Origin of the sequence: Polaromonas sp. YR568 (assembly GCF_943372955.1) — a bacterium.
GTDB lineage: Bacteria > Pseudomonadota > Gammaproteobacteria > Burkholderiales > Burkholderiaceae_C > Polaromonas.
In genome coordinates, this window is record NZ_CALSAL010000001.1 from 12,536 (window position 1) to 25,407 (window position 12,872).

At 60.7% G+C, this 12,872-nt stretch carries 12 protein-coding genes; 8 read left to right on the plus strand and 4 right to left on the minus strand.

Annotation, left to right across the window (positions count from 1 at the left end):
* The first annotated feature begins 34 nt into the window (after nt 1-34).
* The 3 genes from AAG793_RS00055 to plsY all read left to right on the plus strand — a co-directional run bounded on the left by AAG793_RS00055 (nt 35) and on the right by plsY (nt 1,862).
* Nucleotides 35-526 (plus strand): aminoacyl-tRNA deacylase, encoded by a 492-nt coding sequence (locus tag AAG793_RS00055; RefSeq protein WP_341902351.1) that lies wholly within the window; start codon nt 35-37, stop codon nt 524-526.
* An 84-nt stretch (nt 527-610) separates the two neighbouring features.
* A complete protein-coding gene (locus AAG793_RS00060; protein ID WP_341902354.1) occupies nt 611-1,117 on the plus strand; it encodes an MgtC/SapB family protein in 507 nt (168 codons plus the stop codon).
* A 94-nt stretch (nt 1,118-1,211) separates the two neighbouring features.
* Nucleotides 1,212-1,862 (plus strand): glycerol-3-phosphate 1-O-acyltransferase PlsY, encoded by a 651-nt coding sequence (gene plsY / locus AAG793_RS00065; protein WP_341902356.1) that lies wholly within the window; start codon nt 1,212-1,214, stop codon nt 1,860-1,862.
* A gap of 28 nt (nt 1,863-1,890) precedes the next feature.
* On the opposite strand, the gene AAG793_RS00070 is transcribed toward plsY, so the two are convergent.
* Nucleotides 1,891-2,571 carry a retropepsin-like aspartic protease gene (locus AAG793_RS00070; protein WP_341902359.1) on the minus strand — a complete coding sequence of 227 codons (681 nt, stop codon included), beginning with the start codon at nt 2,569-2,571 and terminating at the stop codon, nt 1,891-1,893.
* A 124-nt stretch (nt 2,572-2,695) separates the two neighbouring features.
* On the minus strand, nt 2,696-3,181 hold the full coding sequence (locus AAG793_RS00075) for a YajQ family cyclic di-GMP-binding protein (protein WP_341902362.1): 486 nt from the start codon (nt 3,179-3,181) through the stop codon (nt 2,696-2,698).
* Nucleotides 3,182-3,299: 118 nt separating this feature from the next.
* Here AAG793_RS00075 and murB point away from each other — a divergent pair, with 118 nt between their 5' ends.
* The 3 genes from murB (at nt 3,300) to dsr1 (ending at nt 9,461) form a co-directional block, all read left to right on the plus strand.
* Complete coding sequence (gene murB / locus AAG793_RS00080) at nt 3,300-4,364, plus strand: UDP-N-acetylmuramate dehydrogenase (protein WP_341902365.1); 1,065 nt, start codon at nt 3,300-3,302, stop codon at nt 4,362-4,364.
* Nucleotides 4,365-4,613: 249 nt separating this feature from the next.
* Nucleotides 4,614-5,567, plus strand: a complete 954-nt coding sequence (locus AAG793_RS00085) for a nuclease-related domain-containing protein (protein WP_341902368.1) — start codon at nt 4,614-4,616, stop codon at nt 5,565-5,567.
* Between the two features lie 60 nt (nt 5,568-5,627).
* Nucleotides 5,628-9,461 carry an anti-phage defense-associated sirtuin Dsr1 gene (gene dsr1 / locus AAG793_RS00090; protein ID WP_341902371.1) on the plus strand — a complete coding sequence of 1,278 codons (3,834 nt, stop codon included), beginning with the start codon at nt 5,628-5,630 and terminating at the stop codon, nt 9,459-9,461.
* 72 nt (nt 9,462-9,533) lie between these two features.
* Here the strand turns inward: dsr1 and argG are convergent, their stop codons facing one another.
* Nucleotides 9,534-10,865, minus strand: coding sequence for an argininosuccinate synthase (gene argG / locus AAG793_RS00095; protein WP_341902374.1), 1,332 nt, complete (start codon nt 10,863-10,865; stop codon nt 9,534-9,536).
* 90 nt (nt 10,866-10,955) lie between these two features.
* Nucleotides 10,956-11,282 (minus strand): pyrimidine/purine nucleoside phosphorylase, encoded by a 327-nt coding sequence (locus AAG793_RS00100; RefSeq protein ID WP_341902377.1) that lies wholly within the window; start codon nt 11,280-11,282, stop codon nt 10,956-10,958.
* Nucleotides 11,283-11,459: 177 nt separating this feature from the next.
* On the opposite strand from AAG793_RS00100, the gene AAG793_RS00105 reads away from it, so the two are divergent.
* Both AAG793_RS00105 and AAG793_RS00110 read left to right on the plus strand, forming a co-directional pair.
* Nucleotides 11,460-12,038, plus strand: coding sequence for a sigma-70 family RNA polymerase sigma factor (locus tag AAG793_RS00105; protein WP_341902380.1), 579 nt, complete (start codon nt 11,460-11,462; stop codon nt 12,036-12,038).
* The gene (locus tag AAG793_RS00110; protein WP_341902383.1) at nt 12,035-12,841 is read left to right on the plus strand and encodes an anti-sigma factor; all 807 of its coding nucleotides are present in this window, start codon (nt 12,035-12,037) and stop codon (nt 12,839-12,841) included. The genes AAG793_RS00105 and AAG793_RS00110 overlap by 4 nt, the downstream gene beginning before the upstream one ends.
* Nucleotides 12,842-12,872 lie beyond the last annotated feature (31 nt).

The following is a 12,872-nucleotide window of genomic DNA, read 5'->3' on the forward strand; positions in this document are numbered from 1 at the left end:
GGTTCCGCGCTGGCCCGCGCATGGATACATCGCAGTGAGCAGGAGGGACCACATCAGCGAGACACCAGCCACGCAGTTGTTGAAGGCCAATAAAGTGCCCTTCACAGAACATCCCTACGACTACCTCGAGCATGGCGGTGCGCAGCACAGCGCCGAGGTGCTGGGCTTTGATCCGTTCACGGTGGTGAAGACGCTGGTGATGCAGGACCAGGACGCGAAACCGCTGCTGGTGCTGATGCACGGCAACCGCAAGGTGTCCACCAAGAATCTGGCCCGCCAGATCGGTGCCAAGAGCGTTGAGCCCTGCAAGCCCGAAGTGGCCAATCGCCACAGTGGCTATCTGGTGGGTGGCACCTCGCCGTTTGGCACGCGCAAGACCATGCCGGTTTACATTGAAGAGACGATTCTGGCCTTGCCTAAAATCGCCATCAACGGAGGCCGCCGGGGCTACCTGGTGGGAATCGATCCACAGGTCTGTGTGTCGCTGCTGGGTGCCAAGCCGGTGCAATGTGCGTTGGCTGAATAATCGAAGATGCCCGTTCACGGAATGAGACCCCCAAGCTGGCGCTGATGCCACTGGTTGAGAACGAAGACTGTTCAGGAGAACTCAATGAGTGGATGGTGGACTGAAGTCGGCACAACGCTGGCGGCCGAGTTTTCGGATATTGCCGACGCGTCGGAGCTGACCATCATCTGTACGCGGCTGTTGATGGCCGCACTTTTGGGCGGTTTGCTCGGATTTGAGCGGGAGCACAGCGGCAAAGCGGCAGGCATTCGCACCCACATGCTGGTGTGCATGGGTGCAGCGCTTTTTGTGCTGGTGCCCTCGCAGGTGGCGGGCGGTGCCGGAGAGATGGGGCGGGTGATTCAGGGCATCGCGGCGGGTATTGGCTTCATTGGCGCGGGCACCATCCTCAAAGGGGCTGGTGATGAAAGCCAGGTCAAAGGCCTGACGACGGCGGCCGGTCTGTGGCTCACTGCCGCGATTGGTGTGGCGGTCGGCACTGGGCTTGAAGCGACGGCGGTGCTCAGCACCTTGCTGGCCCTGCTGATTCTGGGTGTGGTGCCGTGGCTCGCCACGCGCTTGTTGAAGAAGAAAGATGAGAGCGACCGGTGATTCCTGTTGGTACGCAAACCCAAGCGATAAACCCAAGCGTTGATCGGATCATGAAGAATCGCAGAGAGTCAAAAATTTTTACAGGAGTTGAGGCTTGCCTACCGTTTACATGATTGCCGCGACTGTTGCGGCTTACCTGATTGGCTCCTTGTCTTTCGCGGTCATCGTGAGCAGGGTAATGGGTCTGAGCGACCCGCGCAGCTACGGTAGCAAGAACCCGGGGGCCACCAATGTGTTGCGCTCGGGCAGCAAGAAGGCAGCCATCGCCACACTGCTGCTGGACGCCCTCAAGGGCTGGGTGCCGGTGGTGCTGGTCAAGTGGTTCGGCGCCGATTACGGGCTGGGCGACGGCACCGTGGCCGCAGTCGGCCTGGCTGCGTTCCTCGGGCATCTGTACCCGGTGTTTTTCCAGTTCAAAGGCGGCAAGGGCGTTGCCACAGCAGCCGGCGTGCTGATGGGCGTGAGCTGGATACTCGGCGTGGCCACGCTCGCCACCTGGGTCATTGTGGCCTTCTTTTCGCGCTACTCGTCACTGGCATCGCTGGTGGCTGCCGCGTTTGCGCCGCTTTACTACCTGTTCGGCGACCGTGCCGCCTGGTATGTCGACAAGGGTTTGCTGGTGGTGATGTTTGCCATCAGCGCGCTGCTGGCCTGGCGTCACCGCGAAAACATCAACAAGCTGATCAAGGGAACCGAGTCGCGCCTCGGCGGGGCCAAACCGGCCGGCAAGGCGGCGGGCAAGTAGCTGCCACGTTGCCGCGCGGGCTGACGCGTCAGTAGCGTTTGTCCAGCGTCATCTGGTTGTTTTCGCGGCGCATCTGGAAGCGGCCGAGAAAGCTGTTGCCCAGCAGCAAATACGGCATGGGCTGCGGCGTGACCACAGCATCGACGTCAAACACTTCCACATCGCCCACGCGCACAGTGTTGAGCTTGACGCGGTAGCCCATGGTGTTGCCGTTGGCCGTGGAAATGCCGACCGGCTGCCCGGCCTTGTAGTCGATGCCTGCGCGCTCGGCATCGGCCACGCTCATGGCCACGCTGGTGGCACCGGTGTCCACCATGAACTGAACCGCGCGGCCATTGATCTGCCCCGGGGTCACGAAGTGGCCACCGCTGCTTTCTGACAGCACGATGCGGGTCCCGCGCCCGGCGCTGGCGCCAACGTTGCCGGTCCTCACAGGTGCATCGCCCACACGCAGCGTCACGCGCTTGCCGGCTTGCTCAATCACCGCCTGATCGCCTGCCGTGGAGAGTACCTTGATGCCCTGGTGAGTCTCGCCCGGGCCTACGGACTTGGGCGCACCGCCATCGACCACCAGCAGTGCCTTGCTGCCCATCATGCCGGCCAGGGCCACCGACTGGGCGTGGGCTGTACCGGCCAGAAGCATCCACGCAGTGACAATCGGAACGATGAGCCAGCGCCTCGCCGGGGCAACCCGAGCAAACGAGGACACGCCAGTGCAGAGCGTGGGGGCCAATGTTTCGACGCTGGGCCGTTCCAAGGCGAAACGCGCCCCATCTTCAGTGAAAGGGGCAGCGCGCCGCAGGCTCGAAGCGGGGAGCGTGGGGGCCATATCCTCAGTCGCGGAAGTTGTTGAAACTGAGCGGAAATTCGCTGATTTCCGCCCGGATCATCGCCATCGCCGCCTGCAGGTCGTCGCGTTTGGCGCCAGTCACGCGCACCGCATCGCCCTGGATGGAGGCCTGCACCTTGACCTTGCTGCCCTTGATGAGCTGCTGGATCTTCTTGGCCTGCTCGCTCTCGATGCCGTTGCGCACCTTGGAGACCTGCTTGACCTTGTCGCCGCCAATTTTTTCGACTTTGCCGATGTCCAGAAAGCGGATGTCCACGCCGGCCTTGGTCAGCTTGTTGCGCAGGATGTCGTTGATCTGGTCGAGCTGGAAATCGCTGTCGCCGATCAGGGTGATGTCCTTGTCCTTCAGCTCGATGGAGGCAGACGTGCCCTTGAAGTCAAAACGGGTGCCAATTTCCTTGGCGCTGTTTTCCACCGCGTTTTTGACCTTGACGAGATCGGCTTCGAGGACGGTATCAAAGGAGGGCATGGGTAATGGCTTTGCAGAAAGTTGAACGGCGGGGAAGGGCTGAAAAGGGCGGGGAAGGCCAGTAAAACAGTGGGTGTCCTAACGGCAGTCTCAAGGGCTGGGGTGAGACAATCCGTGGATGTTAGTCGAGAAAAACGTTCCGCTCCAGCCCTCCAACACCTTTGGCATTGTGGCCAAGGCGCTCCGCCTGGTGCATGTGCGCAGCGAGGCGGATGTGGCCGAGGCGCTGCAGGACGCCGACCTTCAGTCAGCACCGAAGTTTGTGCTCGGTGGCGGCAGCAATATCGTGCTCACCGGCGACGTCAAGCCACTGGTGCTCAAGGTCGAGATCATGGGCAAGCGCCTGGTGTCTGAATCGGCCCGGGGCTGGGTGGTGGAGGCGGGCGCTGGCGAGAACTGGCACGAACTGGTGACCTGGACACTGCAGAACGGCTACCCGGGGCTGGAAAATCTGGCATTGATTCCCGGAACCGTCGGCGCCTCACCGGTGCAGAACATCGGTGCCTACGGTGTGGAACTGCAAGACCGCTTTGATTCGCTTGATGCGGTTGATCTGGCCACCGGCCAGCCCTTCACGCTGAATGCCGCGCAGTGCGCCTTTGGCTACCGCGACTCGGTCTTCAAGCACAGTGCCGAGTCGCGCAGCGGCGGGCCCCAGGGCTTCGGTCTGGCGGGCAAGGCGCTGATCACCCGTGTGCGTTTCTTTTTGCCCAAGCCATGGAAAGCGGTGCTGGGCTACGCCGACATCGACAAGAAAATGCAGCAATCAGGCGTCACCACGCCCGATGCGCAGCAAATTTACGACTGGATCTGCGAGATCCGCCGCGCCAAGCTGCCCGACCCGAAGGTGATTGGCAACGCGGGCAGCTTTTTCAAGAACCCCACGGTCTCGCCCGAGCAGTGCGCCGACATCATCCAGCGCGAGCCCAAGATCGTGCACTACCTGCTGGCCGATGGCTCGGTCAAGCTGGCGGCAGGCTGGCTGATTGACGCCTGCGGCTGGAAGGGCAAGTCCATCGGCAACGCCGGTGTGTACGACAAGCAGGCGCTGGTGCTGGTCAACCGCGGTGGCAGCGCCAACCCGGTGACTGGCGGCGAGGTGATGACGCTGGCCAAGGCCATCCAGACCAGTGTTTACGAGCGCTTTGGCATCCTGCTGGAGCATGAGCCCGTCGTCGTTTAGACGGTCATCCGGAAGAGTGCCAAAAAAAAGCCGCCCCACAGCTGCTTGCGCAGGTCAGTCGGTCGTTTCCGGCAGTTTTGATAACTGAAAACAGCCTTTTAGAGGCCGGTTAAGCGACTTTGAAGGTGGCAGTAGCCTCCCGGGTCGGTTTTGGGCTTATCTGCGGTTATTTTGACCAGTGTCCGGCCCTCCCGTAACCCACCAACGCTGCGCTACAGTCAGAGCACAACAACGCCAAGTAGGGTAGTCATGCTCATCAAATCAGCCGACGACAAAAGCAAACGCTTGGCAATGCTGCAGGACCTACAGCAGTCACCCCTGCTAGACGTCCGCCAAAAAGAGTGGCTCCGCGTTGAACTGCGCAATCTGACTGCCGGCATCAAAGGCGAACGAGAAGCCGCCTTCCACCTCGACGGCCACTACAAGGATGGGCAAAACAACGTGCTGTTGCACGACCTGCGGCTCCAGATCGACGGCGAGGTGGCCCAAATTGATCATTTGGTCATCAACCGCACCGGCTACATGGTGCTGATTGAAACCAAGAACTACTCAGGCGATCTGGAAGTCAACGCCCATGGCGAATTCACCGTGCGCTACGGCAAAGAGCGCTACGGCATTCCATCACCCTACGAGCAAAGCCGCCGTCACGCCCGCATCCTGGGCAAACTTCTGGAGCGGCTGGAGATCAGCACCCGCACCGACAAATTGCCCGAGTTCCATAACGTGGTGCTGATGCACCCGCAAGCCATCATCCAGCGGCCGGACGTCAAGGCGTTTGACACCAGCTTCCTTATCAAGGCAGACCAGTTCCGCGCCTGGCATGAAAAGCTGGTGGATCGCACCGGTACGGGTGGCGTGCTCAAAGCCATGCTCAACATCCGCAGCCCAGACACCATTAAGGAGTGGGGCGAAAAGCTCAAGCGCCAGCACCGCCCGCAAGACCTGCTGGACCTGCCCGATTTCATGCAACCCAAACGGCAACCGGCCAAGGCTGTGATGGAGCCCACGCCCCCAGTGCCAGTGTTTGCAGCGGCACCCGCCACCCCGGCACCCACACAGGCCGATGCCTCATTGGCCAAAAAGCTGATCTGCGCGCATTGCCGTGAGAAGATCAGCTTCCCCGAAGGCAAGTTTTGCTGGAACAACGCCAAGCGCTTTGGTGGGTTGCAGTATTGCCGGGAGCATCAAGGGCTGTTTGGATGAGTCCTATGTGGAATATGACAGGCTCATCGGATCACACGTTATGCACATAGTGACCTGAACATGCAGTTCATATCCAATGGCCCCGACATTCCGGATGCGCTTTTGCAGGCGCACGAAGAAGGCCGCGTCGTGTTTTTCTGTGGTGCGGGCATCTCCTATCCCGCTGGCTTGCCGGGTTTCAAGGGGTTGGTGGAACAGATCTATCGGCTGAACGGGACGCCTCTTTCTGACATTGAGCGCGAGGCCTTCGAACGAGGGCAGTTCGATGCCACGCTTGATCTGCTTGAGCGGCGCCTGCCGGGACAGCGTCTGGCCGTCCGTCGCGCACTGGCTCAAGCCCTGAAGCCGAAGCTCCGCAGAAAGGGTGCCATCGATACGCAGACAGCGCTGTTGCGTCTGGCTCTCAGCCGCGAGGGTGCGCTACGACTGGTCACCACTAATTTCGACCGCCTCTTTCACGTGGCGGCCAAACGTACGGGCCAAGCGTTTCAAGCCCACGCAGCCCCGATGCTGCCTATTCCAAAGAACAGCCGCTGGAACGGGCTGGCCTACCTACACGGCTTTCTACCCGAAAAGCTGGACGACACAGCCTTAAACCGTTTAGTAGTGACCAGCGGTGATTTCGGTTTGGCGTATCTGACTGAGCGGTGGGCGGCACGCTTTGTGAGCGAGCTGTTTCGCAACTACGTGGTCTGCTTTGTGGGCTACAGCATCAACGACCCAGTGCTGCGCTACATGATGGATGCGCTTGCCGCTGACCGGATGCTGGGCGAAGTCACACCTCAGGCCTGGGCACTGGGTGATTGCGAACCGGGGCAAGAGCACCGGAAAACCATCGAATGGGAAGCCAAGGGTGTCACCCCCATTCTCTACACTGTGCCCGCTGGCACTAACGACCATTCCGCGCTTCACCAGACCCTGCACGCTTGGGCAGAAACCTACCGTGACGGCGTGCAGGGCAAAGAAGCCATCGTTGTTAAAAACGCCCTGACGCGCCCACAGGAAAGCACGCGGCAGGATGATTTCGTCGGGCGGATGCTTTGGGCTTTGTCGGATAAATCAGGCTTACCGGCGAAACGCTTTGCCGACTTCAATCCCGTTCCTTCACTGGACTGGCTGCTGGAGCCCTTCGCGCACGAACATTTTGGGCACGGCGATCTGTCTCGCTTTGGCGTGCAGCCCCGTGACGAAGTGGACACCAAGCTGCGCTTCAGCCTGATTCGACGGCCTGCGCCCTATGACCGTGCACCGCCGATGCTGCTTGCCTCCGGTGGGATTATTGGCAGTCAGTGGGATGACGTGATGTTCCATCTGGCCCGATGGCTTGTACGCCACCTGGATGACCCAAGGTTGGTCATCTGGATTGCGGAGCGCGGCGGGCAGTTGCACGACCGTTGGCCGTGGCTGATCGAACATGAGCTGGATCGCTTTGCTTCAATGGAGCGTGAGGGAAAAACGTCCGAGCTCAATGAAATCCGCTTGCACGCACCCAATGCCATTCCTGGCCCACTGATGCGCACCTTGTGGCGCCTGCTGCTCAGCAACCGGGTGAAATCGCCGTGGCACGACCCCGATTTGTATCGATGGAAAAGACGTCTTAAGCGGGAGGGACTGACCGCCACTTTGCGTCTGGAGTTGCGTGAGTTGCTCGCACCCAAGATTGTCTTGAAAAAGCCGTTTCGCTGGGGAGCGGACGATGCGAGCAGCGCTGACGAGCCCGCGCGGATCAAGCAATTGGTGGATTGGGAGCTCGTCCTAGCCGCTGATCACGTGCATTCCGCCCTGCGCGATTTGGCTGATGAGCACTGGACGTCGGCCTTGCCAGAACTGCTGGATGATTTTCAACAGCTGTTGCGTGATGCACTCGACCTGCTGTGTGAGTTGGGAGAGGCTGACGACCACAGCGACCGATCACACTGGGATCTGCCCTCCATCACGCCCCACTGGCAGAACCGCGGGTTCCGCGACTGGGTGAGACTGATCGAATTGCTGCGCGATGCATGGCTTGCGGTGCGTGCCAACGGCAGTGTGCGTGCGACACGCATCGCGCAGAGCTGGTTTGAATTGCCGTATCCCACCTTTAAGCGTCTTGCTCTGTTTGCTTCCAGTCAGGATGGTTGCATCTCACCTGAGCAGTGGGTGAATTGGTTGTTGGCCGATGACGCGTGGTGGTTGTGGTCCACAGATACGGGGCGGGAGGTGTTCAGGTTGCTCGTCCTGCAGGGGCGGCATTTGACAGGAGCCGAGCAGCAACGCCTGGAGGCAGCCATTTTGGCGGGTCCGCCGCGTGAGATGTACCGGGACGATCTCGAGGAGGATCGGTGGCAAGACTTGGTGGCCCGCTCGGTCTGGCTGCATCTGGCTAAACTGAACAAATCGGGCGTCGCGCTGGGAGCGTCTGCAGCAGCACGATTGGCGGAAATTTCCAATACCTACCCACAATGGCAACTGGCGACGAACGAGCGCGACGAGTTCTCGCATTGGATGAGTGGCACTAGTGATCCGGACTACGAGGACAGTCGGGATGTCGACATTGCCCCCCGCAAGCGGCAGGAACTGGTGCAATGGCTCGCCAAGCCAATGCCAGAGCGGCGACCGTTCTATGAAGACACTTGGCGGGAGGTTTGCCGAACACGCTTCTTTCACAGTTGGTCTGCGCTGTGCGATCTGGCAAAGGATGACGTGTGGCCTGCTGGCCGATGGCGCGAAGCTCTTCAGGCTTGGGCTGAAGAAGGCATGGTGTTGCGCTCTTGGCGATACGCTGCGCCGCTGGTGCAGACCATGCCCGATGCTGTTCTTCAGGAGATTGATCATGCAGTCACTTGGTGGGCAGAGGCCGCGTCCAAGTCGATCAATTGCCATGAGGACATCCTGCTGGACCTTTGCTGCCGTGTGCTGGCCTTGCCGCTAGAAGCAGGCTCAGGGTCTCGCATCATTCGCAATGGCGTCGAAACCTACGACCCCGTTGGCTCTGCAATCAACCACCCAATTGGGCATGTCACGCAGGCCCTGATCAATCTATGGTTCAAGCAGAACCCGAATGACAACGATCTTCTTCCTGCTGAATTAAAGTCCGCCTTTACCTCGTTGTGCGACGTGCAGATAGATCGATTCCGCCACGGTCGGGTACTAATGGGGTCGCGGCTGATCGCGTTTTTCCGTGTGGATCGTCCTTGGGCCGAGCAGTACCTTCTGCCGTTGTTTGGCTGGGCCAACCCAGTTGAAGCAAAAGCCGTTTGGGAGGGCTTCCTCTGGTCGCCACGCCTTTACCTGCCGTTGTTGACAGCTTTCAAGTCTCAGTTCCTCGATAGCGCAAATCACTATGCCGATCTTGGCGAGCACCGCCAGCAATTCGCAACATTCCTCACCTACGCTGCTTTGGGCCCTACTGAGGGATACACCGTGGACGAGTTCCGATCTGCGATTGGTTCGCTTCCACAAGAAGGCCTCGAGGAATCTGCGCAGGCGCTTTCCCAGGCGCTTGAAGGCTCAGCCGATCAGCGCGAGGATTACTGGAAAAACCGTGCGCAGCCGTTCTGGCAAAAAATCTGGCCAAAATCCCGTGACCTAGCCACCCGGCGAATCGCTGAGTCTTTGACTCGTCTGGTTATTGCCGCCCGAGGTGAATTACCAGCCGCCTTGGCTGCGGTGCAGGACTGGCTGCAACCGATTGAGCATCCGAACTACGTCGTGCATCTGCTTCACGAATCAGGTTTGTGCGGCAGATACCCAGCGGATGCATTGAGCCTGCTGAGTGCGGTGATTGCCGACCAGCAGTGGGCGCCGAGGGAACTGGGGCAATGCCTGGATCAAATTGCTCAGGCCGCGCCAAATCTTGCACAAGATACCCGCTGCAAGAGATTGCGCGACTACTTTCGACGCAAGGGGATGTGATCCATATTTTGTAAACAACAAAGCCCGTCAAGCTTTTACTTGGCGGGCTTTGTCTTTGCAGCTTGGACTGACTTACTTACCCAACTTCAAAAAGTCCTCTCCCTTACCCAGCTCCAGCATCCCAGCATTGGAATAAATCCCAAGCTTGGCCCGCGTATCGGTGATGTCCAGATTACGCATCGTCAGCTGCCCAATGCGGTCCAGCGGCGAGAACGGTGCGTCCTCCACCTTTTCCATGCTCAGGCGTTCAGGCGCATAGGTCAGGTTGGGTGATTCAGTGTTCAGCAGGCTGTAATCGTTGCCGCGGCGCAGTTCCAGCGTCACGGTGCCGGTGATGGCGCTGGCCACCCAGCGCTGCGCAGTCTCACGAAGCATGATGGCCTGGCTGTCGAACCAGCGGCCCTGGTACAGCAGGCGGCCCAGCTTGCGGCCGTTGTCCCGGTATTGCTCGATGGTGTCTTCGTTGTGGATGCCGGTGACCAAGCGCTCGTAGGCGATGAACAGCAGGGCCAGACCCGGGGCTTCGTAGATGCCGCGGCTCTTGGCTTCGATAATGCGGTTCTCGATCTGGTCGCTCATGCCCAGGCCATGGCGGCCGCCGATTTCGTTGGCCTTGAGGATCAGGCTGACCAGGTCGGGGTACTGCACGCCGTTCAGCGCGACGGGGCGACCTTCTTCAAAGGTCACGCTCACTTCTTCTGCCTTGACGACGCAGTCATCCCTCCAGAACGGCACGCCCATGATGGGGTTGACGATCTTGATGCCGCTGTTGAGGTTTTCCAGGTCTTTGGCTTCGTGCGTGGCGCCCAGCATGTTGCTGTCGGTGCTGTAGGCCTTTTCGGCGCTCATCTTGTAGCCAAAGCCGTTGGCCGTCATGAAGGCGCTCATTTCGGCGCGGCCGCCCAGCTCGTCGATGAACTGCTGGTCCAGCCAGGGCTTGTAGATCTTCAGCGCGGGGTTGGTCAGCAGGCCGTAGCGGTAAAAGCGCTCGATGTCGTTGCCCTTGAACGTGCTGCCGTCGCCCCAGATGTTCACGTCGTCCTGCTTCATCGCGCTGACCAGCATGGTGCCGGTCACGGCGCGGCCCAGCGGCGTGGTGTTGAAGTAGGTCACGCCGGCGGTGGTGATGTGGAACGCGCCGCTTTGCAGCGCGGCAATGCCTTCGGCAGCGAGCTGCGGGCGGCAATCGACCAGGCGCGCCTTGATCGCGCCGTATTCCATGGCCTTGCGCGGGATCTCGTCGTAGTCGGCTTCGTCGGGCTGGCCTAGGTTGGCGGTATAGGCGTAGGGCAGGGCGCCCTTTTGTTTCATCCACAACAGCGCGGCGCTGGTGTCCAGGCCGCCAGAGAACGCGATGCCGACCTTTTGGCCGGCGGGAATGTTTTGGAGAATGGTGTTGGACATGTTTTAGGCCTGAATATCGCTTTAGCCCCGGCAGAATTTGCGCAAGCAGCTATGAAAAAAGGAGCGGATTGGGGTGGCTCCAGACGCTTGTCAACCGAAGTGACATATGTAGTGGTAAGCCGCTTCACCAGCCGCCACGCGAATCTCGAACTGGGCATTGCCCGGCACGCTGAACTTTTCGCCGGCAGATGATTTGACCCAGACGTCGCTGCCCGCCAGCTTGTATTCGCAGGCGCCGGCTACGCATTCCATGATTTCCGGGGCGCCGGTGTTGAAGGTCAGCGTGGCGGGCAGGATCACGCCCACAGACTTTTTGGTGCCGTCAGCCAGCGTGATGCCGTGGCTGACGCACTTGCCGTCAAAGTAGACATTGGCTTGGGTGGTCACGCTGACCTGGTCGATTTTTTCGGTGGGCATGGGGCGGGAGGGGAGTGAATGGATGAAATGAGGAAACCGGGATGCCGCGCCGGGCAGGGGCCCACGGAAGGCGGCGGAACCCGTAATTTTAGGGCACCCCGCGTCGCCTGAGCGGATGGGGCGGTGAATCCGTTTGGATGTTCACAGCGTATCTGTTAATACCGGACAATACCGTCCATGAAGCCAGAAAGCCCGGATACCGCATTGATCGCCTTGATTGACCGAGTTGCCCAGGCCGATGAGTCGGCCCTGCGGGAGCTGTACGACCTCACTTCGTCCAAGCTGTACGGCGTGGCGGTGCGGGTGGTCAGCAACCGCGAATGGGCCGAAGACGTGCTGCAAGAGGCGTACCTCAACATCTGGCGCATTGCCGGCGACTACAAGGCCAGCCTCTCGCCACCGATGGCCTGGATGGGCCTGGTGGTGCGCAGCCGCGGTCTCGACTTTCTGCGGCGCCGCGCCTCTGACCGCGCCGACCTCGCGCAGGAGCTCGACGACGTGATCTCCGACACCGTGGCTGGCGACTCGCCCAACCCCATGGATACCGCCTTGGCCAGCGAACAGGCGTGGGCCCTGCACCAGTGCCTGAGCCAGCTCGACCACAAACAGCGCGAGGTGGTGAGCCTGGCCTACCTGCGGGATTTGAGCCACGGCGAACTGGCCGAACAGCTCAAGCTGCCGCTGGGCACCGTCAAGACCTGGATTCGCCGGGGTCTTGAACAACTGCGCGGCTGCATGACCCGATTTGCATCATGAACATTCAAAACAACCCTTCCCTTATGGAGCAACTGGCGGCCAGTTACGCGCTGGGCAGCCTGCGCGGTGGCGCGCGTCGCCGCTTCGAGGCACTGGCCCGCGACAATGCCACGCTGCGCGCTGCGGCGCTCATCTGGCAAAGCCGTCTGGCCTCGGTGGCTGAACTGCAGCCGCAGACGGCGCCCAGTGCCGCCGTCTGGAAGCGGATCGAGAACCTGTTGCAGGCCGAGAAGGAATCGCGCGCCATGCAGTCGGCTCGTGCGTCGGCTAGCTCGGCTGCATCGGCTTCATCGACCTCCTCGGCTGCTTCTGGCGGTTGGTGGGCCAGCCTGGGGATATGGCGCGGCGCGTCGTTTGCGGGAGCGCTGGCCACCGTGGTGGCTGTGGTGACCGGGTTGAATGCCAACGGCCAGTTGCAGGGTCAGGTGCAGGAACTCAGTGCCAAGCTCTCTGCAGCGCCCGACATTCAGTACGTGGCGGTTTTGGCGGACGACAAGGCCTCGGCGTCAATGCTGGTCACTTTCGATCCGCGCAACCGCAAGCTGCTGCTCAAGCGGGTGGGCGACTTCCGCGAGCAGCCCGACAAATCCCTTGAGTTGTGGGCCTTGCCGCCCGGTGCGGCGCCCAAATCGCTGGGTGTGCTATCGGGTGACCCGGTGGTGCGCCTGACGGCAGCCAGCAACGACATTCGTGAAGTGCCAACTCTGGCCATTTCACTCGAGCCCAAGGGCGGTGTTCCGCCGGGCAGCGGACCGACCGGGCCGGTGCTGTTCAAGGGCGCCCTCATTCAGACCGCGCAGTAAGTTGGTGCCAACAAAAAAGGGACGCTGCGGC